At 73.4% G+C, this 24,041-nt stretch carries 22 protein-coding genes; 10 read left to right on the top strand and 12 right to left on the bottom strand.

Annotated elements, in window-relative coordinates; all coding sequences use genetic code 11:
- Window positions 1-167 (top strand): D-arabinono-1,4-lactone oxidase (locus tag KBX34_RS30370; protein WP_282102706.1); only part of this gene is annotated, 167 nt, incomplete at its 5' end.
- A gap of 92 nt (window positions 168-259) precedes the next feature.
- On the opposite strand, the gene KBX34_RS30365 is transcribed toward KBX34_RS30370, so the two are convergent.
- Window positions 260-1,399, bottom strand: coding sequence for a site-2 protease family protein (locus KBX34_RS30365; protein WP_141910690.1), 1,140 nt, complete (start codon window positions 1,397-1,399; stop codon window positions 260-262).
- 149 nt (window positions 1,400-1,548) lie between these two features.
- A complete protein-coding gene (locus KBX34_RS30360; RefSeq protein ID WP_210928405.1) occupies window positions 1,549-2,403 on the bottom strand; it encodes an alpha/beta hydrolase in 855 nt (284 codons plus the stop codon).
- Window positions 2,404-2,561: 158 nt separating this feature from the next.
- Here KBX34_RS30360 and KBX34_RS30355 point away from each other — a divergent pair, with 158 nt between their 5' ends.
- The 4 genes from KBX34_RS30355 to KBX34_RS30340 are packed head-to-tail and all read left to right on the top strand — an operon-like array spanning window position 2,562 to window position 6,047.
- Complete coding sequence (locus KBX34_RS30355; RefSeq protein WP_088949598.1) at window positions 2,562-3,467, top strand: ABC transporter ATP-binding protein; 906 nt, start codon at window positions 2,562-2,564, stop codon at window positions 3,465-3,467.
- Entirely contained in the window at window positions 3,464-4,264 is an 801-nt protein-coding gene (locus tag KBX34_RS30350; RefSeq protein ID WP_088949597.1) for an ABC transporter permease, read from the top strand. The genes KBX34_RS30355 and KBX34_RS30350 overlap by 4 nt, the downstream gene beginning before the upstream one ends.
- 26 nt (window positions 4,265-4,290) lie before the next feature.
- Window positions 4,291-5,421 (top strand): sensor histidine kinase, encoded by a 1,131-nt coding sequence (locus tag KBX34_RS30345; RefSeq protein ID WP_210928403.1) that lies wholly within the window; start codon window positions 4,291-4,293, stop codon window positions 5,419-5,421.
- On the top strand, window positions 5,418-6,047 hold the full coding sequence (locus tag KBX34_RS30340) for a response regulator transcription factor (protein ID WP_307871528.1): 630 nt from the start codon (window positions 5,418-5,420) through the stop codon (window positions 6,045-6,047). The genes KBX34_RS30345 and KBX34_RS30340 overlap by 4 nt, the downstream gene beginning before the upstream one ends.
- Before the next feature lie 25 nt (window positions 6,048-6,072).
- On the opposite strand, the gene KBX34_RS30335 is transcribed toward KBX34_RS30340, so the two are convergent.
- Together KBX34_RS30335 and KBX34_RS30330 are read right to left on the bottom strand one after the other, a co-directional pair.
- On the bottom strand, window positions 6,073-6,981 hold the full coding sequence (locus KBX34_RS30335) for a L,D-transpeptidase (RefSeq protein ID WP_210793474.1): 909 nt from the start codon (window positions 6,979-6,981) through the stop codon (window positions 6,073-6,075).
- 86 nt (window positions 6,982-7,067) lie between these two features.
- Complete coding sequence (locus tag KBX34_RS30330) at window positions 7,068-8,513, bottom strand: alpha-amylase family protein (RefSeq protein ID WP_210928402.1); 1,446 nt, start codon at window positions 8,511-8,513, stop codon at window positions 7,068-7,070.
- Window positions 8,514-8,795: 282 nt separating this feature from the next.
- Between KBX34_RS30330 and KBX34_RS30325 the strand changes: the two genes are divergently transcribed.
- Genes KBX34_RS30325 through KBX34_RS30310 form a run of 4 tightly spaced genes read left to right on the top strand, consistent with a single transcriptional unit; the run spans window position 8,796 to window position 13,416 of the window.
- Window positions 8,796-10,406 (top strand): ferric reductase-like transmembrane domain-containing protein, encoded by a 1,611-nt coding sequence (locus KBX34_RS30325; RefSeq protein ID WP_307871527.1) that lies wholly within the window; start codon window positions 8,796-8,798, stop codon window positions 10,404-10,406.
- The gene (locus tag KBX34_RS30320) at window positions 10,406-11,869 is read left to right on the top strand and encodes an NADH-quinone oxidoreductase subunit NuoF family protein (protein ID WP_172862083.1); all 1,464 of its coding nucleotides are present in this window, start codon (window positions 10,406-10,408) and stop codon (window positions 11,867-11,869) included. Before KBX34_RS30325 ends, KBX34_RS30320 begins: the two co-directional genes overlap by 1 nt.
- Before the next feature lie 24 nt (window positions 11,870-11,893).
- A complete protein-coding gene (locus tag KBX34_RS30315) occupies window positions 11,894-12,556 on the top strand; it encodes a redoxin domain-containing protein (protein WP_247672406.1) in 663 nt (220 codons plus the stop codon).
- A complete protein-coding gene (locus KBX34_RS30310) occupies window positions 12,553-13,416 on the top strand; it encodes a cytochrome c biogenesis protein CcdA (RefSeq protein ID WP_210928400.1) in 864 nt (287 codons plus the stop codon). The genes KBX34_RS30315 and KBX34_RS30310 overlap by 4 nt, the downstream gene beginning before the upstream one ends.
- On the opposite strand, the gene serS is transcribed toward KBX34_RS30310, so the two are convergent.
- The 5 genes from serS to KBX34_RS30285 all read right to left on the bottom strand — a co-directional run bounded on the left by serS (window position 13,413) and on the right by KBX34_RS30285 (window position 18,722).
- Window positions 13,413-14,696 (bottom strand): serine--tRNA ligase, encoded by a 1,284-nt coding sequence (gene serS / locus KBX34_RS30305; RefSeq protein ID WP_210928398.1) that lies wholly within the window; start codon window positions 14,694-14,696, stop codon window positions 13,413-13,415. The two genes, KBX34_RS30310 and serS, sit on opposite strands and share 4 nt — an antisense overlap.
- 97 nt (window positions 14,697-14,793) lie before the next feature.
- Window positions 14,794-15,858 carry a MerR family transcriptional regulator gene (locus tag KBX34_RS30300; RefSeq protein ID WP_371409918.1) on the bottom strand — a complete coding sequence of 355 codons (1,065 nt, stop codon included), beginning with the start codon at window positions 15,856-15,858 and terminating at the stop codon, window positions 14,794-14,796.
- Window positions 15,859-15,901: 43 nt separating this feature from the next.
- Window positions 15,902-17,098 carry a trans-acting enoyl reductase family protein gene (locus KBX34_RS30295; RefSeq protein WP_210928397.1) on the bottom strand — a complete coding sequence of 399 codons (1,197 nt, stop codon included), beginning with the start codon at window positions 17,096-17,098 and terminating at the stop codon, window positions 15,902-15,904.
- Window positions 17,099-17,151: 53 nt separating this feature from the next.
- Window positions 17,152-18,285 carry an alcohol dehydrogenase catalytic domain-containing protein gene (locus KBX34_RS30290; protein WP_210928395.1) on the bottom strand — a complete coding sequence of 378 codons (1,134 nt, stop codon included), beginning with the start codon at window positions 18,283-18,285 and terminating at the stop codon, window positions 17,152-17,154.
- Window positions 18,282-18,722: a hypothetical protein gene (locus tag KBX34_RS30285; RefSeq protein WP_088949586.1), complete on the bottom strand. Its 441-nt coding sequence runs from the start codon at window positions 18,720-18,722 to the stop codon at window positions 18,282-18,284. Before KBX34_RS30285 ends, KBX34_RS30290 begins: the two co-directional genes overlap by 4 nt.
- Window positions 18,723-18,867: 145 nt before the next feature.
- On the opposite strand from KBX34_RS30285, the gene KBX34_RS30280 reads away from it, so the two are divergent.
- On the top strand, window positions 18,868-21,753 hold the full coding sequence (locus KBX34_RS30280) for a LuxR C-terminal-related transcriptional regulator (protein WP_210928394.1): 2,886 nt from the start codon (window positions 18,868-18,870) through the stop codon (window positions 21,751-21,753).
- Window positions 21,754-21,800: 47 nt separating this feature from the next.
- On the opposite strand, the gene KBX34_RS30275 is transcribed toward KBX34_RS30280, so the two are convergent.
- The 3 genes from KBX34_RS30275 to KBX34_RS30265 all read right to left on the bottom strand — a co-directional run bounded on the left by KBX34_RS30275 (window position 21,801) and on the right by KBX34_RS30265 (window position 23,626).
- Window positions 21,801-22,349, bottom strand: coding sequence for a DsbA family protein (locus KBX34_RS30275; protein ID WP_088949584.1), 549 nt, complete (start codon window positions 22,347-22,349; stop codon window positions 21,801-21,803).
- The gene (locus KBX34_RS30270; RefSeq protein WP_210793466.1) at window positions 22,346-22,843 is read right to left on the bottom strand and encodes a redoxin domain-containing protein; all 498 of its coding nucleotides are present in this window, start codon (window positions 22,841-22,843) and stop codon (window positions 22,346-22,348) included. The genes KBX34_RS30275 and KBX34_RS30270 overlap by 4 nt, the downstream gene beginning before the upstream one ends.
- A gap of 96 nt (window positions 22,844-22,939) precedes the next feature.
- The gene (locus KBX34_RS30265; protein ID WP_210793465.1) at window positions 22,940-23,626 is read right to left on the bottom strand and encodes a BON domain-containing protein; all 687 of its coding nucleotides are present in this window, start codon (window positions 23,624-23,626) and stop codon (window positions 22,940-22,942) included.
- Between the last annotated feature and the right edge of the window lie 415 nt (window positions 23,627-24,041).

Raw genomic sequence — 24,041 nt, 5'->3', positions numbered from 1 at the left:
TGGCACCGTTCGCGCCCCGCCCGCACTGGGGCAAGGTCTTCGTCACCGACCCGGCGGAGCTGGCCGCCCGCTATCCGAGGCACGCCGACTTCGCCGCCCTGCTGCGTCATCTGGACCCGACCGGCACGTTCCGCACCGAGTTGCTGGACCGCCACTTCCCCCGCTGACCCCTCCCGCTGGCCCCCCGACCCCCGCTTCACTCCGTCGATCATGAAGTTAGCGACGTGGATGTCGGCGTGTCGCGCCGCTAACTTCATGATCAACGGGAGGGTGCGGGGGTGCGGAGGGTGCTGCTCTGGACGGCTCGGCTGATGTCGCTGGGGGACACTATGCCCGTCAGGCGGCCGTCTTCGGTCACCACCAGGGCTCGGCCGTCGGCGCACGCGCTGAGGCGGGGGAGCAGGTCGTTGAGTTGCTCACCGGCCTGGGCCAGGACGAGATCCTCGGCCCGGCAGGCCACCTCGGCCAGGGTGGTCGACGCCCGCCGCTCGGGCGGTACGCCGCGCACCCGGTCGACGGTTACCAGGCCGATGGGCCGGCCGTCCTCGGTCAGCGGCAGCGCCGAATGCCGGTACGCGAACAGGTAGTGGTCGACGAAGTCGGCGACCGTCATCTCCGCCGAGGCGGTCTGCGGCTGCGAGGTCATGACGTCGCCGACCCGGATGCCGCGCAGTGCGCTGCCGGTGCGAGCCTGCCGCTCCTCCATCCCGGCGGCCCCGATCAGGAACCAGCCGATCAGGGCCAGCCACAGCCCACCGAAACCGACCCCGGACAGGAACTGCCACAGCCCCAGGCCGATCAGCAGCACACCCAGCACCCAGCCGGCGCGGGCGGCCACCACGGATGCCCGGGTCCGGTCGCCGGTTGCCTTCCAGACCGCGGCGCGCAGCAACCGGCCGCCGTCCAGGGGCGCGGCCGGCAGCACATTGAAGATGGCCAGCAGCACGTTGATGCCCGCCAGCCAGGCCACCGACCCGAGCAGCAGCCCGCCCTGACCGGCCAGCGCGAGCAGCGCGGCGACGACACCGAAGAACGCCCCGAGCAGCAGGCTGACCAACGGGCCGACGCCAGCGATCCGCAGTTCCGCGCCAGGGTCGCGTGGCTCGCCCCGCAACTCGGCCACGCCGCCGAACAGCCACAGCGTGATGCCGTCGACCTCCAGCCCGTTGCGCTTGGCCACCACCGCGTGCGACACCTCGTGGGCGAGCAGGCCGACGAAGAACACCACCGCGGCGGCAAGCCCGGCAATCGCGTACGCGACCGGAGAGCGGTCCGGATACGAGCGGGGGAACTGGTTGGCGGCCAACCCCCACGCGATCAGCGCGAAGATGAACAGAACGCTCCAGTTGACGCCGACCGGCACTCCCGCGACCCGGCCAAGCCGGAAACTGGCCCTCATCCCGGTGAGATACCCCGGACAGACCCGCCCATGCCGGCCCTGGCGCCCCAAGGACTGGTGATCGACTCGGGTTCACGGAAACCGGGGTATCCACGACCCTTCGACACCCCGACTTCCGGAAAGCCGAGTGGATCGTGCGCTCGCCCGGCTCAGCGGCGCGGGGCCTCGCTGGCGATGGTCACCTCGCGGGGGAGCGCCGCCGCGCGCAGCGCCCAGTCCAGCGCGTAGTCGGCGATCTCCTCCCAGCCGTCCTGCCCCACTGTGAAGTGCGAGCGGCCGGGAAACTCCTCGTACGCGGTGAGCGCCCGGGACTTCTGATAGAGCCCTGCGTTGGCACGGACCACCGAGGCCGGCACCACGTGGTCGGAGCCTCCGGCCATCAGCAGCAGCGGCGCGCGGTCGTTGCGCCCGTTGTCGACGCGGGCGGGTGAGCGCGGGTCGACGTTGGCGAAGGCGCCCTCGAAGAAGATCCGCCCGGCACCGGGGACGGCGTAGCGCTGCCAGGCCCGGTCGGAGTCCTCCCGGCTCATCGTGTTGCCGAACGTGTAGGCGAAGTCGTCCGGGGTGAACGGGACGGCCTTGGTGCGGTTGGCGGGGCTGCGCAGGATCGGGAAGCCGGAGCGCAGCTGACTCAGCGGCACCTTGAGCACCCCCTTCACCGCCGCGGGATGCACCCCCACCACCGCCGCGCCGAGACCCCGGTCGGCGAGGACCTGGGCGAACAGACCGCCGAACGAGTGCCCCATGATGATCGGCGGTCGGGGCAGCGCCCGGATGATCTTGTCGTAGTGCGCGACGACCGTGGCCATGCTCTGCTCGGCGATCGGGCCGGGGTCGTCCCGCAACTGCTCCACGGACCGGTCCATCCCGGGCCAGGCAGGGGCGATGACGTTCATGCCGCGCGCGGTGTACCGCTGGGTCCACCCCTCCCAGCTGCGCGGAGTCATCCAGAGTCCGTGAATCAGCACGACCGTGTCGGCCCGGCCCTGCGGCGTGGCACCCATCGCGTCCCCCCGGTGTCGCGGTGTCCGGCCCCGCGGTTACCCGTTGCCCTGCCGTGAATTCCTCGGCCGGTCGAGCCGTGTGCCCCTGACAAATGTCACGGCCGGGACGTGACGGCCGCTCCGGGAGTCGAGGTCCGTGCCGGCGGAGCATCTGTGCCATGACCAGTACGCATCCGGCCGTCGAGTTGGACGGCCTCACCAAGACCTTCGGCGCGGTCACCGCTGTCGACGGGTTGAGCCTGCGGGTCCAGCCCGGCGAGGTGGTGGCCTTCCTCGGCCCGAACGGCGCGGGCAAGACCACCACCATCGACATGCTGCTCGGGCTGGCCCGCCCGGACGCGGGCACCGTCCGGATCCTCGGTGGCACCCCGGACGACGCGGTGGCCCGGGGCCGGGTCGCCGCCGTACTCCAGACCGGCGGGCTGCTCAAGGACCTCACCGTCGGCGAGACGGTCGAGATGTCCGCGCACTTCTACCGGCACACCCGCCCGGCCGCCGAGGTGCTGGAGCGGGCCGGCATCGCCGACATCGCCGGTCGGGTGGTCGGGCGCTGCTCCGGCGGCCAGCAGCAGCGACTGCGTTTCGCGCTGGCCCTGTTGCCCGACCCGGACCTGATGGTGCTCGACGAGCCCACCACCGGCATGGACGTCGAGGGCCGCCGGGACTTCTGGCAGGCGCTGCGCCGCGACGCGCGGGCCGGCCGGACCGTCATCTTCGCCACCCACTACCTGGACGAGGCGGACGCGTACGCCGACCGGATCGTGCTGGTCCGGCAGGGGCGCATCGTGGCCGACGGCACCACCGCGGCAATCAAGAACCTGGCCGCGGGCCGTACCGTGCGGGCCACCCTGCCCGGCGCCGACCAGGCCGCCCTCGCCGCGCTGCCCGGGGTGGACGCCGTGGAGGTACGCGGCGACAGCGTGCTGGTGCGCACCAGCGACTCGGACGCCATCGCCCGGCACCTGCTCACCCGGACCGCCGCCCGGGACGTGGAGATCACCTCCCGCAACCTCGAAGACGCCTTCCTCGCCCTGACCACCGCGCAGACCGGAGCCTTGAGATGACAACCCTGCCGGCCACCCCCACCCGTACCGTCGAGCCGGACCGTCGGTTGCCCGCCTTGGGCGGGTTCGCCCCCGGGGTGCTGCGCATCGAGCTGCGCCGCGTGCTGCGCAACCGCCGCACCCTCGCCTTCACGCTGATCATGCCCGGCGTCTTCTTCCTCATCTTCGGCCTGCCGCAGGGCGGGCAGAACCTGGACAACGGCCGCCCGGTGACGGCGTACGTCATGATCAGCCTGGCCGTGTACGCGGCCATGGTGGCGACCACCAGCGCCGGTGGCGCGGTCGCCACCGAGCGGGCGCTGGGCTGGAGCCGTCAGTTGCGGCTCACCCCGCTGCGCCCGAGCGCGTACGTGGCCACCAAGCTGGTCACCGCGATGACCCTCGGCCTGCTCGCGGTGGTTGTCGAGTTCCTGGTGGGCGCGGCGGCCGGCGTCCGCATCCCGGCGTACGTCTGGCTGCTGTCCGGGCTCGCCGCCTGGCTCGGTTCGCTGGTCTTCGCGGCGTTCGGTCTGTTCATCGGCTATCTGGTGCCGGCCGAGAACGTCATGCAGTTCATCGGCCCGATCCTGGCCGTGCTGGCCATGTTCGGCGGCCTGTTCGTCCCGGTCGAGGTGCTGCCGGAGGTGCTCCAGCAGGTCGCGAAGTTCACCCCGGTGTACGGGATGGGCGTCCTGGCCCGCGCCCCACTGACCGGCGACGGGGTGAGCGCGGCGGCGGTGGTCAACCTCGTCGGCTGGGCGCTGGTCTTCGGCGTCGGTGCGGCGCGGCTGTTCCGCCGGGACACCGCGCGGGTCTGAGCGCACCGACGGCTAGCGTGAACTCGATGGACCTCTCGACGGGACAGCCCCGGCCGGCGAACCGCCACTGGCGGGTCACCGGCTGGTTGCTGGCCGCCGTCTGGCTGTTCTTCCTCAACGTGCCGCTCGCCACCGCGCTGCACCAGCCGGAGATGTGGCGGCGGGTGCTCGGCGTGACGGCACTGATCGCCTTCGGTATCGGTTACGTGCTGCTGTTCCAGTGGGCCCGCCGACTGCGCCAGGTGCTGGCGCCGATCCCGGCGGGCCGGGCACGGGCCGGGCTGGCACTGCTGCTCCTGGTGGGTCTGGCCAGCATCCCGGGCACCGGCGGGGACTGGCTGGCCACCCTGGTCTACGTGGCGGCCGCGGCGGTGTTCCTGCTGCCGCCCTGGGAGGCTCTGGCGGTGGTGGTGGTCTGCGCCGTGACCCCCGCGCTGGCCTCCTGGCTGGTGCCCGGATGGCAGGCCGAGAGCGGCATCGTCTTCGCGGTGCTGCTCGCCTCGTTCGCCATGTTCGGGGTGTCCCAGTTGGCCCAGCGCAACAGTCAGCTCCAGGCCGCCCAGCAGGAGATCGGTCGGCTCGCGGTCGCCGAGGAACGGGCCCGCGCCGCCCGCGACCTGCACGACATCCTCGGGCACTCGCTGACCGTGGTGGCGATCAAGGCCGAGCTGGCCGGGCGTCTGATCGACGTCGACCGGGACCGGGCCGCCGTCGAGATCGCCGAGGTGGAAGCGTTGGCCCGGGCGGCGCTGGCCGACGTACGGCAGACGGTTGGGGCGTACCGCGAGGTCACTCTCGCCGCGGAGCTGGCTGGCGCCCGCTCCGCGCTGGCCTCGGCGGGCATCGCGGCGGATCTGCCGGCCGAGGTGCCGGACCTGCCGGAGGAGTGGGACCGGTTGTTCGGCTGGGCGGTACGGGAAGGGGTGACCAACGTGGTCCGGCACAGCGGGGCGAGGTGCTGCACGGTCCGGGTCCACCCGGACCGGGTCGAGGTGAGTGACGACGGCCGTGGTCCGTCCACTCCCGACACCACCGGGCACGGGCTCGTCGGTCTGCGGGAGCGGGCGCGACGGCTGGACGCCGTGGTGACCGTCGGTCGCCGGCCGGAGGGCAGCGGTTTCCTGCTGCGGGTGCACTCGCCGGCGGAGGCCCGGTGAGCGGGGCCGCGCGGATCCGGCTGCTGCTCGCCGACGATCAGGCGTTGGTCCGGGGTGCGCTGGCCGCGCTGCTCTCGTTGGAGGAGGACCTGACAGTGGTGGCCGAGGTCGGCCGGGGCGACGAGGTGGTGCCCGAGGCCCGGCGGACCGACCCCGACGTGGCCCTGCTGGACGTGGAGATGCCCGGCCTGGACGGGATCGCCGCCACGACCGCGTTGCGGGCCGCGTTGCCGACCTGCCGGGTGCTGGTGGTGACCACCTTCGGCCGGCCCGGCTATCTGCGCCGGGCGATGGAGGCCGGCGCGAGCGGCTTCGTGGTCAAGGACACCCCGGCCCGGCAACTCGCCGACGCGGTCCGCCGGGTGCACGCCGGCCTGCGGGTCGTCGACCCGACGTTGGCCGCGGAGACGCTGGCCACCGGTGTGAGTCCGCTGACCGAGCGGGAGACCGAGGTGCTGCGTACGGCCCGTGGCGGTGGAACGGTCGCCGACCTGGCCCGGGCACTGCACCTGTCCGAGGGGACGGTGCGCAACCACCTCTCGGCGGCGATCGGCAAGACCGGTGCCCGCAACCGCGCCGACGCGATCCGGGTCGCCGAGCAGAACGGCTGGCTGCTCGGCGAGTGACACCCGGGTCCCGGCGTGCCTCCGCTCAGGCGGTCGGCGGCGGGGTGGGCAACCGGTCGACCACCAGCACGCTGCTGCCGGGGCGGACCTCGGCGAGCAGTTCCCGCTGGCCGGAGCGGGTCAGCCGGATGCAGCCGTTGGTGGTGTTCTCGCCCAGCTCGTCGTCGTTGTGCCAGGTGTGCACCCCGATGTGCGCGCCGCGCAGCCCGGCCGGCACAGACTCCGGGTCGTCGGGCACCGAACCGAGGGCGTAGATGTCCACCCCGCCATAGACCGACTCCGGCGGTGGGGTGCGACCCAGGACGAAGGTGCGCCCGAGGGGAGTTTCCTGCCCCGACTGGCCGAGGCTGACCTCCCAGGAGCGCACCGCCTTGCCGGCCCGGTACCAGGTGAGACGGTGGACCTTGCGTTCCACCACGATCTGGTCGCGCAGTGGCACGGTGTCGAACCCACCGGGCGGCAGCCAGGCGAGCCGCCGGTTGGCCGAGGGCAGCAGCACTGCCGTCCAGCCGGCGTGCCGCTCGGCGATCGGCATGGTCAGCTCGACGCCGCGGATCGTCGGTTCGAGGAACGCTCGCGGACGACCGCCGGGAGCGTCGTACGCGGCGATCCGCGTGGTCGGGTGCGCGCCCTCGGTCAGCGGTGTGGTGTCCATGGTGGCCGGGTCGGCGGGGAACCCTCTGGGGGCGGGGTCGTAGTCGACCACCGGCAGCCCGGCCGGGGCGGGCGCGGCCGGGGGGATCGGCTCCTCGGCGTTCTGCTCGACACTGCTCGGCGTCGGGTCGGCCGCCGCGACGACCTTCTCGGGGGCCGTCGGGCTCGGGGTGAGGGCCTGGCCGATCAGCAGCGCGCTCACCAGCAGCACGGGCACGGCGATGGCGGCGGCCACCCAGACGCCACGGCGGCGGTACGGGGTCTTTCCGGCAAACTCCACCAAATGACTGTATAGGACGCAGGTTCGCCGGGAAGAGCCCCTTGCCAGACAAAATGCGATAACAGAGGGCTCTTCCCGGCGGTGCGTCAGACCCGTGCGCCGATGTGGATCGCCACGGCGTCGTGTGCCGGCACGTTGGCCGCGAACCAGCCGCTACCGTCCACCGTGATCACCGGTCCGCTGCACGTGCCGCCCGCGTACGTGCCGTGGATGACGTCGCAGTACCGACCGGCGGGCAGCCCGGTGTAGTAGGAGCGGCCGTTCACCGCCGAGTCCTCGTCGTTGACGGTGATGAAGCCCTTGCCGCTGCGGCTGAACGCGATGTGGTTGTTGCCGTTGTCGTACCAGTTGGCCACGCCGGCGCCCTCGGTGGCGTTGCGGAAGCCCACCATGTTGGCGATCACCGGCCAGCGGTGCTCACACTCCCAGCCGGAGTAGCAGGTGGCGTTGAGCGTCTTGTTGGCGCCGTCCGAGGGTGGGCCGGCGTCCCGGTTGCTGAAGGTGTAGCTGGACATCACGGTCGGCGAGCCGTACGGCCAGGCCAGCATGAACGCGTTCGCCAGGGAGTAGATGCCCCGATCCTTGTAGGTCAGCACCCCACCCGAGTCGCGCTGGGTGTCGTGGTTGTCGACGAACACCGAGGCCTTTCCGGTGGGCAGGTGCCCCCAGCCCTCGCCGAAGTTGCGCAGGTACGCCAACCGCTCCGAGCGGAACACCCGGGCCAGGTCCTTGCCGTAGCGGAACTCGTGCACGTCACCGTTGCCGGTGTACTCGGTCGGCTGGACCGGCTCGCCGGCACCGTAGATGACCTCCTGCACGATGTACGCCGAGCGGGAGAGCTTGCCCCTGATCGCGGCGATGTCGGCGGCCGGCATGTGCTTGCTGGCGTCCAGTCGGAAACCGTCCACACCGAGGGAGAGCAGGTCGTTGAGGTACGAGGCGATCTTCGTGCGCACGTAGTCCGACTCGGTCTTGAGGTCCGAGAGGTTGACCAGCTCGCAGTTCTGCACCTCGTACCGGTCGTTGTAGTTGGCGATGTCGTCGCCGCCGTTGCGACCGCAGTGGTGGAAGTCCTGGGTCTGGTAGATGCCCGGGTAGTCGTAGTGCGAGAAGGACGAACCGGCCCAGCCGGTACCGCCGTTGTCCTGACCGGACATGTGGTTGATCACCGCGTCGACGAGCACCTTGACCCCGGCCGCGTGGCAGGTGTTCACCATCGACTGGAACTGGGCCCGGGTGCCCTTGCGGGACTCGATCCGGTAGCTGACCGGCTGGTACGCCAGCCACCACTGGTTGCCCCGTACGTGTTCCTGTGGGGGCGAGACCTGCACGTAGCCGTAGCCCTTCGGGCCGAGCGTGCTCTGGCACTCGCTGGCCACCGAGGGCCAGTTCCACTCGAAGAGCTGGACGATGACCTTCTTGGAGCCGGACGGGGCGGCGACGGCCGGTGATGCCGGCGCGGTGGCGGGAAGAAGCAGGCTGGCGACCAGGCCGAGGGCGAGGATCGCCGAGCCGCGTCGACGTCGGTGCATCGAGGACTCCTGACGAACGCAGGGCGGGGTGGGGGTGGTGGCGCGGCGGGGAACGCTGGGTTGTCGGAATCTTGCAACCCATGCTGAAAATTTCCGAAAGATTACAAGCCTGTTGCAGCGACTGTCAATGCATGGACGATCGTCACTGCAATGACCCGCGCGTGTGAGCGTGCGCAACGCACGTTGGCGGCAGTCGGTTCGATCCCGCCCCAGAAATTTTTGTCAGCAGGTGATCCGCGTGCCCCCACCGTCCGTACTGGATGGGGGAGCAGGGGTCGGCCGGTGGTACGCCGCCGCGAGACGATCGAGGAGCAGATGGCCCGGGCACAGCAGGACAAGAAGGCGGCGACCGTCCGGACCAGCGCCAGCAGTCGGGGGGTGCGGACCCGGTCGCGGTCGGCGACAGCCATGCTGATCGCGTCGGTGCTCGCCGCGCTCTGGGCTGCGGTCATGCTGACCGGCGCCGGCCAGAAGGCGTACGCGTACGGCTTCTTCTTCACCGAGTTCTTCGCCGGGGTGATCTCCCTGGTGGCGTTGAGCCTCACCGTGATGCTCGGTCTGCTCGCCACCGACCGGTTGGTGCTGCGCATCTCGCACCGGGTGCTGATGCAGTCGGCGCACCGGGCCACCGGTGTGCTGGGCGTGGCCGGCCTCGGCTTCCACGTCCTCACCAAGATCGCTACGGGCCGGGCGGCAGCGACCGACGCGGTGGTGCCGTTCGTCGGCGGCAGAGGGCTCTACGTCGGGCTCGGCACGGTGGCCGCCCTGCTCATGGTCAGCGTGATCTGGACCGGAATCATCCGGGCCCGCTTCGCGGGCGTCGGTCCGAAGTGGCTGTGGCGCACGCTGCACTCCACCGCGTACCTGGCCTGGCCGTTCGCTGTCTTTCACGGCCTCAACGCCGGTCGGGCCGCAGCGCCCTGGGTGATGTTCAGCTACCTCGGCTGCATTTTGCTGGTGGTGCTTGCCCTGCTGGTCCGGTTCTCGGTCACCATCGGTCGGCGCAGCCGCGAGCAGCACCAGGCCGCGGTGCGCAACGCGGTGATGGTAGGCCGGGCCGAGGAGGCGAAGACCGCCCGATCGCTGCTGGCCGGGTTGGGCCGGCGCAGCAAGGCCGCCGACAAGCGTCCCGCCTGGGCGGAGACCACCACCGCCACCTGGGCCGCGCCGGCCGCGCGACGTGACCCCGAACGGTTCACCGTCCCCGTGGTGCCCGAGCCCGGTTCCCTCGTCGAGCCGACCCGGCCGAGCCGACGTCGACGGGAGGAGGAACCGGCGGCCCGCCGCGACACCGAACGCTCCCGCGGCCGGCGCGACGAGGTGGAGCCCACGACCCGCCGGTCGACCCGCCGCGGCGTCGAGGAGACCGACACCCGCCGGCGCGACGAGGAAGAGCTGGCGCCGGTGGCCCGGCGTCGCGGCTCGCGTACCCGGGACGAGGACGTTCCGACCGGCCGGCGACGCGCCGAGGACCCGGTCGTCGAACGGTCCAGCCGCCGGTCCCGCAGCGAGGACGACGGCAGCAGGTACCCGGCCCCGCCGACGGTCGAGCCCGAGGAGCCGTGGGACAGCCCGCGCCGGTGGCAGGCCGCCGAGCCGATCTCGGCCGGTCCCATCTCCAGCAGCCCGATCTCCGCGACGCCGCGCAGTGACAGCGGCTGGCACAGCGCCGACGAGGACCTGGCGGACGAGCCGGACTACTGGCGCCCGCCGGCCCGGTACGTACCGGACGAGGTGCCGCCGCCGGTCGACGACACCCCGACCCTGGTCGACCTGGCCTCCCGGCGCGCGCGCCGGACGGCCGGCGAGGGCCGGTCCGCCAAGCGCCGCAAGGCCAGCGCCGACGCGGTGGACGGGGCGTACTGGGCCGGGCTGCGAGGTGAGGCGAAGTGATGCGTACCGCCGTTCCACCGGTCGCCTGTGTGGGCGAACCCCGGCTCACCGCCGGCTTCGCCGAGTACGGCCGACTCGACCTGCTCGCGCACGAGGAGGTGCACGGACCGATCGGCCCGATGGAGCCGGCGCAGCTGCTCCGGCTTGCCGAGGGCATGCAGCTCAAGGGCAAGGGCGGAGCGGGTTTCCCGTTCGCCCGCAAACTGCGCGCGGTGCTGGAGTCCTGCGAGCGGCAGGACCTCGCCGCCGTGGTGGTGGTCAACGCCACCGAGGGGGAGCCGGCCAGCTGGAAGGACAAGGTGCTGCTGACCCGCGCGCCGCACCTGATCCTGGACGGGGCGGCGCTGGCCGCGTACGCGCTGGACGCCGACGAGATCGTGATCGGCGTGGCGGACGACGGGGTCGGCCGGGACTCGCTGATGGATGCGCTCGAAGAGCGCCGGATGCCGGTGCAGACGACGATCGTCACAGTGCCGCACCGGTTCATCTCCGGTGAGGGCGGCGCACTGGTCAACGGGATCAACGGGCTGCCGCACATCCCGCCCGGCACCAAGAAGCGCTCCAGCGACTCCGGGGTCAGCGGCCTGCCCACCCTGCTCTCCAACGCCGAGACGTACGCGCAGCTCGCCGTCGGCGCCCGACTCGGCCCGTACGAGTACGCGGCCCTCGGCACCGACGACGAGCCGGGCACCGTGCTGCTCACCGTGACCGGCGCGGCGGGCCGGCCGGCGGTGGTCGAGTGCACCGCCGGCATGCCGCTGCGCGACGTCCTCGACCTGTGCGAGGTGCCGGAAATTCAGGGCATCCTGATGGGCGGCTACCACGGCAAGTGGATCACCCCGGAGGCGGCGGAGACGGCCGAGGTCTCCCGCAAGGGCCTGGCCGCGGTAGGCGGCACCCTAGGCGCGGGCATCATCATCCCGCTCGGCGTCGACACCTGCCCGCTCGGTGAGGCCGCCCAGGTGGTGCGCTACCTGGCCGGGGAGTCCGCCGGCCAGTGCGGGCCGTGCAAGATGGGCCTGCCGGATCTGGCCCGCGCCGTGGACCTGGCCGTGGCCGGCAGCCAACCGGCGGACGTGGTGCGAGCCGCCGCCGGCGAGGTGAAGGGCCGGGGCGCGTGCAGTCACCCGGACGGCACCGCCCGGTTCGCGCTCTCCGCGATCGAGGTATTCGCCGAGGACCTGCGGCTGCACAGCACCGGCGACGGCTGTGGGCGGCGGGTCAAGGGCGTGATGGGGCTGCCGGGCGCACCCGACGAGAACCCGCAGAAGCTCACCCTGGACTGGTCGCGCTGCGACGGGCACGGCCTCTGCGCGCACGTCGTACCGGACTTCATCCGGCTCGACGCGAACGGATACCCCGCCTTCCCGCCTACCCCCGTGCCGACCTGGCTGCGCGAGGGCGCGCTGAAGGCCGTCAAGGTGTGCCCGGAGCTGGCTCTGCGCCTCGCCAAGGCCGAGTAGGGAAGGGCACCCAGTCAACGCCTGATGAGCGTCGGGAAGGGTCCCTTCCTGACCGGAACGGAGAAGCGGATGCGGATCGGCATGGCATGGACGGCGGCCGGGCATCTACGCCGCGCCGCCACCGCCGGGACGCTCGTCGTGGCCCTGTCCGCCGCTGCTGCCTGCACCGGCACCGCGCCGGGTGGCCCCGCCGTCGCCGGATCGGCCCCGGCCTCGACCGGTACGGCGACCACACCGACCGGTACGCCGGCCGGCGCGCCACCCGCAGCCCCGGCGCAGGTCCCGGACATCCTGCGCTTCACCGGCACCACCCTCACCGGCGCCGCGTTCGACGCCGCGCAGCTCGCCGGCAAGCCGGTGGTCCTGTGGTTCTGGGCGCCGTGGTGCGCCACCTGCGCCAGCCAGGCCTGGACGGTCGCCGAGGTCGCGCCCCGATACCGGGACACCGTGCCGATCATCGGCGTCGCCGGGCTGGGCGAGCAACGCGCCATGAAGGAGTTCGTCACCGAGTTCGACCTCACCGGGACGCCGCAGATCGAGGACCGCAAGGGCGCGCTCTGGAAGCGGTTCAAGGTGACCGAACAGAGCATCTTCGTGATCATCGACCGGAACGGCACAGTGGTCCACCAGGGCTTCCTCGACGGTGAGGCGCTCACCGCCCGCGTCGCCGCCCTGGCCGGGGCGTGACCGCCGCACTGCTGCTCGCGCTGACCGCCGGCATGCTCGGCGCGGTCAACCCGTGCGGCTTCGCGTTGCTGCCCGCGTACCTCTCGCTGTTGGTCGCCGGTGCGTCGGACACCCGCGGCGCGGTCGGCCGCGCGCTCACCGCGGCGGCCGGGCTGACAGTGGGGTACGTGCTGGTCTTCGGCGCGTTCGGGCTGGCGCTCGCGCCGCTGGCCGGCTGGCTGCGACCCCGGCTGCCCTGGCTGACCGTGACGCTCGGCGTGCTGCTGGCGGTGGCGGGCTGCTGGCTGCTCGCCGGACGGCGACTGCCCTCCCCGGGCTGGTCGGCCCGAGCGCCCCGGCTGACCCGTTCCTGGCCGTCGATGGTCCTGTTCGGTGCGGCGTACGCGCTCGCGTCGCTCGGCTGCGCCATCGCACCGTTCCTGGCCATCGTGGTGACCAGCCTCCAGGCCGGCTCGACCGGCCAGGGGGTGGCGCTCTTCGGCGCGTACGCCCTCGGGATGGGTCTGGTGGTCGCGGTCGCCGCGCTCGGCGTGGCGCTGGTGCGCGACGGCCTGGTGGCGCGGCTGCGCGTCGCCGGCGCGCTCGTGCCCCGGCTCAGTGGCCTGATGCTGCTGCTCGCCGGTGGTTACGTCGCCTGGTACGGCTGGTACGAGCTACGGCTGGCCGCCGGCCGCCGCGACGCCCTGCGGGACCCGGTGATCCGGGTGGCCTCGGAGGTGCAGCACGCCCTGGCCGACGCTCTCGACGCCGCCGGCCCGGCGCTGCTACTGGCCGCTCTCGTCCTGCTCACTGCGCTGGGTGCCTGGATGCGTCGACGGGGGCGCGGGGCGGACCCGGCCCCCGTCGAACGGACCGGCTAGCGCGGGGTCAGACGGTCGGTGCCCAGGCGGTCCTGGAGGACCTTCGGGATCAGCACCGAGCCGTCGGCCTGCTGGTTCTGCTCCAGGATGGCCGGGAAGAGCCGGCTGGTGGCCAGCGCCGACCCGTTGAGGGTGTGCACGAAGCGGGTCTGCTTGCCGCCCGGCTCCCGGTAGCGGATGGCCGCCCGACGGGCCTGGTAGTCGCCGGCCCAGGAAACCGACGACACCTCCTTGTACTTGCCGGTGCTCGGCATCCACACCTCGATGTCGAGGGTCTTCTTCATCGAGGCGCTGGCGTCACCGGCGGAGAGCAGGGTGCGCTGGTAGTGCAGACCCAGCCCCTCGACCAGGCTCTCGGCGTGGGCGAGCATCTCCTCCAGAGCGGCGTCGGCCTGCTCCGGCAGCGTGAACTGGAAGATCTCCACCTTGTTGAACTGGTGCCCGCGCACCGTGCCGCGCTCGTCGGAGTGCGAGCCGGCCGACTCCCGCCGGTAGCACGGCGTGTACGCGAAAGCCTTCAGCGGCAGCTTCGGGGTCTCCAGGATCTCGTCCTGGTACGCACCGAGGATCGCCGTCTCCGACGTGGGCAGCAGGAACTGTCCGCGCGGGGCGGACGCCGAGTCCAGGTGGTAGACGTCGTCGTAGAACTTGGGGAACTGGCCGGCGGCGAAGCCGGCCGAGTCCAGCAGGAGGTGCGGCGGGAGCAGGAACTCGTAGCCGGCCTTGATGTGCTGGTCGACGAAGTAGTTGAGCAGCGCCCACTCCAGCCGGGCACCGATGCCGGTGTAGATCCAGAAACCGGACCCACCGAGCTTGACCCCGCGCTCGTAGTCGACCAGGCCCAGCGCGCGGCTCAGCTCGACGTGGTCGCGGACCTTCTCGATTACCGGCGGCTCGCCGAAGGTCTTCACGACCCGGTTGGCTTCCTTGCCGCCGGCCACGACGTCGTCGCTGGGCAGGTTGGGCAGCTCACTCATCGCGTCGCGCAGCCGGGCCTGCACCTCGTCCAGCTGGGACTCCAGCTCGGCGAGCTGCTTACGCTCGGCCTCCGGCGCGGCGGCCTGCGGCTCCTCGCCGGCGCGCTTGGCCTGCGCGTACGCCCGGGCCTCCGCCTTGCGGCGTTGCCGCTCGGCGTCGATCTCCGTGATCAGGGCGCGGCGTTCCTGGTCGAGCCGCTGAATCTCGTCCAGGGCACTGGTGACCTCGGCGGGATCCAGACGCTTCGCCAGCGCGGTCGCCACCGCCTCGCGATCCTTCCGGATCAACTCCATGTCGAGCATGCTGCTCTGTACGCCTCCGTCCGGGGTTCACAGGTGAACCACCAGATGCTACCGTCGCGGGCTTTTCCTCGCGGGACGGGGATTGCTGGCCGCCGGCTCAGAGCCGGATCGGCATGAGCACCGAGTAGGTGTCCGCGTCGTCCGGTCGGCGTAGGGCCAGCGGGGAGATCGGCCCGTCCAGCTCCAGCACCAGTTGTGGCGCGCCGGCCGCGTTCAACGCGTCCAGCAGGTAGCGACCGTCCACCCCGACTCGCAGCGCGTCGCTGTCCAGGTCGGCGGCGGGGAGCAGCCGAAGACCGCCCTGGTCGTCGACGCCGAGCACGGTGACCTCCCGGGCCGTGCCGTCGTCGTCGCGGGCGACGGTGGGGGCCGCCGGGTCGGCCAACGCGGCGCGCAGCGTGGCCACGTCGACAGTGATCCGGCGCGCGGTGGGCCGCTCGCCGACGGCCTTGCGCAGCAACCGGCGGTAGTCCGGGAAGTCGTACGGCAGGGCGGTGCCGGTCAGCGTCCGGTCGGCCACCAGCACCCGCAGGTCCGCGCCCGCCACTGTCAACGACACCGGCCAGGCGTCGGCGGCGTCGAGCAGCGGCCGGAGCTGGTCGACGAGGGCTACGGGGACGAACACCCGCACCGGCGGACCGTCGACGTCGGCCCGGGAGCGGGCCAACGCGAGCCGGTACCGGTCGGTGGCGACGAGCCGGACACCGTCGGGCTCCACGTCGAGCAGCACGCCGCAGAGCATCGGCATCTCCGGGTCCGCGCCGACGGCGAAGCGCACCGCGTCGAGCGCGGCGGCCAGGTCGGCGGGGGAGAGCAGCAGCGTGGTGGTGCTCGGCTGGGCCGGGTCGACCAGCGCCCGGAGCCGGGTCACCTCCCGACGGGCGTCGGCCAGCCCGTCGACCAACCGGCGCAGGTGCGTGTCGAGCAACCGGTGCACCGCCGCCGGCTCGGCGCGGACCGCGGCGGCGATCTCCGGCACCGGCATGCCGATCCGACGCAGCCCGGCCACCAGCCGGGCCGGGGCGATCTGCTCGTCGGTGTACCAGCGGTAGCCGGTCACCGGGTCGACCAGGGCCGGTTCCAGCACCCCCGCCGAGTCGTAGAAACGCAGGGCGCTGACGGTCAGGCCACTGGCCCTCGCCAGCTCACCGATGCTGTGCAGGTCGCTCACGCTGGGCATCCTGCCCCCTCGACCCGGTCGAGGGTCAAGCCGAGTGCTCCGCCGCCTCATCCTTGAGCACCCGGAAGGTGAGCCCGGCCCGGTCGAGCCGGTCGAGCAGCGCGTCGCCCATCGCGGCGACCGGGGTGACCTGACCGGCGGTCGGCGGCAACTCGTCGAGCGCCAGGCACAGCGCCGACTCGCCGAGCATCTTCGCCGTCTCGTCGTAGCCCGGGTCGCCGCCAGCCACCTCGGTGACCACCCGCCGCCCGCCGCCGGTGCCGACGAACCGGACCCGGAACCAGGACGACGCCCGCTGCTCGGCGGTGGGCCCCTGCCCGGACGCGAGCCGACCAAGCAACCAACGTCGGGTGGGTGGCAGCTTCACCAGGCCGACCACCACGCCGAGCCCCACCGCGCTGGCCAGCACCGTCGGCAGCCGCTTCATGGCGGCGAAGTGCCGGTAGCGGAAGTCCGGGCCGTATTCGGGCCGGACCGCCGCCGAGCGGCGGACCACCTGCGGGTCGATGGTCGGCAGCGGCACTGTCCAGATGCCCAGCTCGGCTGAGCGGGCCGGCCGCCCGCGCACCGCCCGGACCCGGCGGTCGGTGGGCCGCGGCTCGACCGCCCGGCGGTCCCGGGCCGCCCGGCTGGCCTGCGCGGTGCGGGAGAACGCGGTGAGCGCGGAGTGGTACGTGCCAGCGGAGAAGTGCCCCCCGAGGCGCACGTAACCGTCCACGGTGATCGGAACGTCGGCGGGAAGTTGCTTGACGGTGAACCAGACGCCCAGGTCGTGCGGGATCGAGTCGAACCCGCAGGTGTGCACCAGCCGCGCGCCGGTACGGGTCGCCTCGGCATGGTGGCGCACATACATCAGGTCGACGAACTCCGGCTCACCGGTGATGTCCAGATAGTCGGTGCCGGCCCTGGCACAGGCGGCGACCAGCGGCTCCCCGTGGTGGATGAACGGGCCGACAGTGCTGGCCACCACCCGGGTGTTGTCCGCCACCGAGCGCAGCGAGTCGGCGTCGGTCACATCGGCGGTGAGCAAGGGCAGGTCGGCCAGCGTCGGGTCGATCGCGGCGAGCCGGCCGCGTGCGGCTGCGAGGCGATCCTTGTTGCGCCCGGCCAGCGCCCAGCGAAGCCCGGGCGGCGCGTGCCGGGCCAGGTATTCAGCGGTCAGGCCCCCGGTGAACCCGGTCGCCCCGAACAGCACCACGTCGTACGTTCGCTCCCCAGCCATGCCCAGAGTCTGCCATCCGCCGCCGTCGCCGGTAGGTGATCACGAGTACGGCGTCACGGGGTGAATACGGCGCGCACGCATCCGTCGGCCCGGTCCCGGAACAGCGCGTACCCCTGCGGGCCCTGCTCGAGCGGCAGCCTGTGGGTGGCGAGCTGCTCGGTGCGCAGCTCGTCGCGGGCCATCCGGTCCAGCAGCATCGGCACGTCCCGCAGGTCCGGCCGCCGGGCCCCGCGCAGCGTGAGCCGCCGGTCGGTCACCGTGCCCAGCGGAAACGCGTCGACGAAACCGGCCGACTCGCCGAGCACCACCACCACACCGCTCTTGCGGCAGGCGTACACGGCCTCCCGCAGGGCGTCCGGGTGGTCGGCGGTGCGGCCACCGAAGCGACCGGCCGCCGACCAGCCGACCGCCACCACGCACACGTCCGGCCCGCGTCCGCCGCTGCGGTCCCGCAGCTCCGCCGCGACGTCGGTGTGGCGATAGTCCAGCGTCTCCGCGCCACAGTGCCGCTCCGCCATCCGCAACCGCTCCTCGTAGCGGTCCACCACCAGCACCTGGGCGGCACCACGCCGCACCGCCGCCCAGGCGGTCAACTGGCCCACCGCTCCGGCGCCCCAGATCGCCACCACGTCGCCGGGGCGCACCGCACCCAGCTCAGCCGCCGACCAGCCGGCCGGTGCCGCGTCGGCGGCGAACAACGCCCGGTCGTCGTCGACGGCGTCCGGCACCGGAAACGCGCCCACGTCGGCGTACGGCACCCGCACGTACTCGGCGTGACCGCCCGCGAAGCCGCCCGCCGCCCGGGGCCGGCCGAAACCGCCGGCGTCCCGTCCCTGGTCGGGGTCGGCGCTCGCCAGGTCGACGCTGCTGTTGTCGCAGCAGGAGTGCAGGCCCTGACGGCAGTACCAGCAGCCGCCGCAGGCGACACTCGCGCCGACGACCACCCGGTCGCCGCTGCGGTGCCGGCGGACTGCGGGCCCGACCTCGACCACCTCGCCCAGGAACTCGGCCCCGAGCACGTCACCGGCCCGCAGCAGCGGATCCCGCCCGGCCAGCAGCGGCAGGTCACCGCCGCAGGTGGTGCTGCGACGAACCCGGACGATCACGTCACGCTCGTTGCGTAGCTCCGGGTCGCTCACCTCGCGTACCGCCACCTCGTCGGCGGCGACCCAGCACAGCGCCCTCACCCGTGCACCTCGCGGCGGTCCAGCGCCGACCGGTCCGCGCGCAGCACCTCACCGGCCTCCACCCGTTGCTTGACCTGTCGCAGGGTGCGGCGCACCAGCAGGCCCGGGTCGTCACCGACCAGGTGCGCGGCCAGCCCGGGGGGCGGGGTGCCGCCGGGCAGCGGCCGGGCCGCCAGCTCCGTGCCCCGGTCGCCGGGCGCCGGCCGCACCCGCACCTCGACCGCGCCGCCGAGGCGGCGCAGCGGTTCGGGCCAGCGACCATCGGGGAGCACCTGCTCCGGAGGCCGGTCGACAGTCACCACCTGCCACCGGGCCGGCGCTCCAGGGTCGCCGTCCGCGCCGGTCCGGCCGCGCCGCCGGGGTACGCGCAGCAACCGCGCCGCCCCGGTCAGCGCCGCGCTGCCGAGGGCGGGTCCCGCCCGCGCCAGCCGTCCCATTCGTCCCCACCCGTCCTCGCGGTCCACGTCCCCCGATCGTCGGTCCCGGCCGGGTGAAGCGTGCTCGCCCGGAAGGGGTGAACCGGCCCCCGCCGGGTAACCGCTCGCCGACCGGGGGCGGAGCGCGTGGTGGGGGTGGGGCTGGGTGCCGGAACAGCGGAATCGCGTACGGGTCGAAACCGCACGACAGGTCGATACGGCACCGGGGCGTCCGGCGGAGTCTCCGCTGCTGGCGTCCCGGCTGACTCCGGCCGTGCCGCCGGAGCCGGTGGTGGCCAGGCCCCGACTGCTGCGCCGGTTGGACGAGGGCAGTGCCGGGCCGGTCACCCTGATCGCTGCTCCCGCCGGCTGGGGCAAGACCACGCTGCTCGCCTCCTGGGTACGGCTGGGCGGTGCTGAGCCCGACGTCGAGCCGGGCGCGGTCGTTCCCGACGCCGGCGACCTGTCGGTGCCGCCCGAGGCCCGCCCGGTCCCGGCGTGGCTGTCCGTGGAGGTGGGCGACGACGGCGACCGGCTCTGGGCGTACCTCGCGGCGGCGCTGCGGTCGGCGACCGGGTCGGCGGAGGACGGCCCGCTGCCGGACCGGCCGCCGCGCCCGGAGCAGCTGGAGGTGCTGGCCGCCACGCTCGCCGCCGCGGACCGGCCGGTGCTGCTGGTCCTGGACGACCTGCACCGGGTCGCCGACCCGGCGGCGCTGACCGGCCTGGAGTTCCTGCTGCGACATGCCGAGCGGCGGCTGCGCCTGGTGATCGGCGCTCGGGCCGGGTTGCACCTGCCCCTGCACCGGCTACGCCTCGCCGGAGAGCTGACCGAGATCGGCCCGGACGAGCTGGCGTTCACCGACGACGAGGTGGCCGACCTGCTCACCGCGCACGCTGCCGCCCTACCGGCAGCCGCCGTGCACCAGCTGCGCGACCGGACCGGCGGCTGGCCGGCCGCGCTGCGCATCGCCGCGCTGGCGGTGCGCGGGCAGCCCGACCCGGAGCGCTGGGTGGGGCAGTTCGGGGGTGACCAGCCGGAGATCGCCGGCTACCTGCACGAGGAGGTGCTCCCCGCACTCGACCCGGCCGAGGAGGACCTTTTGCGCCGGACCGCCATCGTCGACACCGTCTGCGCCGACCTGGCCGAGGCGTTGACCGGCCGGGTCGACGCCGCACAGGTGCTGGCCGCCCTCGCCGGGACCGGTGGCCTGCTGCACCGCGAGGACACCCGCCCACCCTGGTACCGCTGCGAGCCCCTGCTCGCCGACCTGCTCCGTGCCGACCTGGCCCGGTTGCCCCCCGACGAACTGCGTGACCTGCACGCACGGGCCGCCGACTGGTACGCGGGCGACGGGCGGCCGGCCGACGGTCTGCGACACGCGCTGGCCGCCGGCCGGTGGGACCTGGCCGGTGACCTCTTCGTCGCGCACTGGCCGGAACTGACCCGGTACGACCGGGACCCCGTGCACGCCCCCGCCCCCATGAGCCCGCCGGCGGATGTGATCCGCGCCGACCCGGAGGTGGCGTTGGCCTGCGCCGCCGAGCGCGCGTACGCCGGTGATCTGCCGGCCGCCAGCAGCCACCTGCGCTCGGCCGCCGACCATGCCGCTGGCCTGCCCGTGCCGCGGCGGGACCGGTTCCTACGCCTGGTCACCGCTCTGGAAGTGAGCGTGGCACGCCTCTCCGACGACCCGGCGGAGGTCCGGGCCGCCGCCGCCCGACTGCTGCGGACCCGTCCGGCGGGCGCCACGCCGACCCGGGTGCCGGACTCCGCGTCGACCGGAGCGGCCAGCTCCGCCCCGACGGCCGGTGGGGGAGGCGCGGCCGACGACGCGGACCTGCGAGCGTTCACCGGCACCGCCCTCGGGCTGGTCGAGTTGGCCGACGGTGCACTCCCGGCCGCCCGGTTCGTCCGGGCCCGGGCGGCGGCGCGCGAGGCCGGCCGTCCGCGTACCGAGTTGGTCGGCGCCAGTCGTGCCGCGCTGCTGCTCGCGGTGCGCGGCGAGCTGCGGGCGGCCGAGCAGGCGGCTCGGGACGCGCTGGCCATGCCACCCTGTCGGGGCTGGTCCTGTCGGCTCGACTGCGCCTACTCGTACCTGGCGTTGGCCCTGGTGGCGCAGCTCCGCGACCAGCCCGAGGAGGCTGCCGCCAACCTCGCTCTCGCCGGCCCGGCCCTCGGCATCGTCGGCGGCTGGATCGCCGGCCCCGAGACGGATGCGGGCGACGACTGGCCGGCCGCCGCTGCCGACGAACCGGTAGCGGCGACGGTGGCCGCGCTGTGCCGGGCAAAGCTGCACCGCGACGCCGGCGACCCGGCAGCCGGACAACGACTGCTCGTCCGGGCCCGGGAGGCGCTGGCCGACCGGCCGTCCGCGACCGAGCTGGCCGGCCTGCTGCGGGGCGCCGAGGCCGAACTGCGCGCCGAGCGGGGTGACCTGGACGCCGCCCGCGACCTGTTGGTCGGCGCGAGCGAACCAGTCCTCGCGGTCGCGGCGGCGAAGGTGGAGCTGCTGGCCGGTGACGCCGCTGCCGCAGGGCGCGCCCTGCCGGGCTGGCAGTCACCAGCGGCTACCTCCTGGCCCCTGCCGGTACGCCTCGACGCGGGGCTGCTGGACGCCCTGCTGGCCGAGCGGGCCGGCGACGGGCGGCGGGCGGGCCGGATCCTGGAGCAGGTGCTGGACCTGGCCGGGCCGCAGGGCTGTCGACGGGTCTTCACCCGCGCCGAACCACCCGTGCGGGACCTGCTGGCCGCCCACCTGGACGCCGGCACCGCGCACTTCGCGCTGGTCAGCGACCTGGTGCGAGGGGCCGGCAGGAGTACCGCCCGGCCCGCCGTCGAGCCGAGGGACACGCTCGACGAGCCGCTCACCGAGCGGGAGCTGACCATCCTGCGCTACCTGCAGAGCATCCTGTCCAACGTGGAGATCGCCAGCGAACTGTCGCTCTCGGTCAACACGGTGAAGACCCACGTCCGCAACATCTACCGCAAACTCGACGCGACCCGCCGGCGCGAGGCGGTCCGGCGGGCGCGCGAGTTGCGGCTGATCTGAGCAGGTCGACGGTTCTCAGCGGGTCGGCGGTCAGGCGTTGCCGGCGGTCAGGCGTTGCCGGCGGCGTCGACTGCCGCCAGCAGGTCGGGCAGGTCGTAACCACCGTCGTGCCGAACGCCGTTGACGAACAGGGTGGGGGTGCCGTTCACCCCGCTGCGGATGCCGCCGACGAAATCCCGGCGCACCCGGTCCGCGTGACTGCGGCCCTCCACCTCGGCGTTCAACTCGTCCGGCGGCAACCCGACCTGCTCGACACCGAGCGAGAGGTGCACCGGGTCGAGTTGGTCCTGGTGCTCGTAGAGCCAGTCGTGCATCTCCCAGAACCGGCCCCGGACCCCGGCGGCCTCGGCCGTCTCGGCGGCGCGTTCCGCGTACGGGTGCATGTTGGCGATCGGGAAGTACCGGTAGACCAACCGCACGGTGTCGGCCCGCTGCCGCAGCAACTCGTGCAGGTTCGGGTACGCGGCACCGCAGAACTGGCACTGGAAGTCGCCGTACTCGACGATGGTCACCGACGCGTCGGCCGGGCCCCGGATGTGGTCATCGGTCGTCACCGGATCCCGAAGCCGGGCGGTGACCTGAAGTGGCGTGGTCATCCGGCCATCACCTTCCGATCGGCGGCGAGTTGGTCCAGCGCGTCGAAGATGCCGTCCGCGCCCGGGTTGACGTCGGGCGGGGAGAGGTAGCTCCAGGTCACCGTCCCCGCCGGGTCCAGCACCACGAGCGCGCGGGCCGCCTCACCGTTCGACATGTACGCGCCGTAGCGGCGGGCCACCTCGCCCTTGGGCTCGAAGTCGGCCAGCAGCGGGAACTCGATGCCCCGGCTCTCGGCGAACGCCCGGTGCGACCAGATGCTGTCCACCGAGATGCCGAGCACCGCTGCCCGATACTGGGCGAAGACAGGCGCCGCCGACTGGTAGAGGGACATCTGGTCACCGCAGACCGGGCTCCAGTCAGCGGGGTAGAAGGCGAGCACGACCGGCCGGCCACGGAATTGCTCAGGGCCGACGAGGGCCCCGTCCGGGGTGGCCGCCAGGGTGAAACCGGGCGCGGGGCGGCCCGGTTGGATCAGCCCGTTCGGATCACTCATGCCTCCAGCCTGCTCCCGGGGCGGGTGAGACGGACTCACCCACCCCGGGTGGTTCCACGCCCGTTCAGCGCCCGCTGAGCGGGCGCCCGCGTCCGCTCAGCGCAGCCCCGGGGCAACCGCGATGTGGTTCTGCACCTCGCGGATGCCGGGCGCGGACCAGGCCAGCTGCTCCACCTCGGCCCGCTCGGGCATCGAGTGCACCAGACCGGCGAGCACCGCCGTGTCGCCGTGCACCCGAACGCTGATCCGTTCGGCCTCGGTCGCGCCGGCCCGGGCGAGGGCGTCGACGATCCGCTCGGCCAGATCCCGGCCGTCGGGTGGGGCGGCCGGACGGACGGTGATGCCGTTGCTCACCCCGCGTACGCCGGTCAGCCGGCTGACCGCCCGTTCGGAGGCCCGGCGCTGGTACTCCCACTCGACGTCGCCGTGCAGCGTCACCCAGCCGGCCGAGACGGTGACCTGGAGCTTCTCGATGGGCACGAAGGCGTCCCATTCCAGCGCGTGGCTGGCGGCGGCGGCCAGGTCGGGATCGGCGCGCTCGGAGCCGCTGTCCAGTTGCACGGCCACGTCGTTGGCGACCGCCCGGACCCGGGCGACCCGGTGCGTGGCTCGCTCGGCGGCCCACTTCTTGGCGTAGCTGTCCACGCGTCCGGTCAGCGTGACGACGCCCTCGGCGACGGTCACGCCGATCTCGTGCGGCTGCACCCGCGGTTCCCAGGTCAGCTCGTCGAGTACGGCGGACTGGATGTCCTGGTCGGTTCGGCTGATCTCCGCGATGGCCATCTGCCCCTCCTCCCGTGCTCTGGTCGGCGGACCGGGCGGCGGTCGCGGCCGGGAGGTCCGCCGTCGTCCGATCCTGCCGCTGCTCCGGGTGAACCATCCTCGCCCGGAAGGGGTGACGGCCCGGCCGCGCTGTTCCGGGACGGCCGGATTTCCGCCATGGGAGCGCTTCCAAAGCGAGCCGCCTTCAGTTACGGTAGTGGCGTTCCTCGATTGCGGGAGCCGTTCGCGTCGGGTGGTGGAGCCAGGGCAGCTCTTCTCGTCTCCGTCGCTGTGCCCGTCCCCCGGGCCACGGCGTTCACGTGCGGTCGACCCCGTCCCCCGGGGCTCCGCCCGAGAGGAACAGCACCCACCCAGCAGCCCTCATGCGCCCCACCACCCGAGCACCGGTCCGCCGGCGGCCTGAGGGGTCCGGCAC

This window comes from Micromonospora sp. M61 (genome assembly GCF_018070245.1).
GTDB lineage: Bacteria > Actinomycetota > Actinomycetes > Mycobacteriales > Micromonosporaceae > Micromonospora > Micromonospora zamorensis.
Note: the sequence above shows the minus strand (reverse complement) of the source record. Positions and strands in the feature narration are given on the sequence as shown.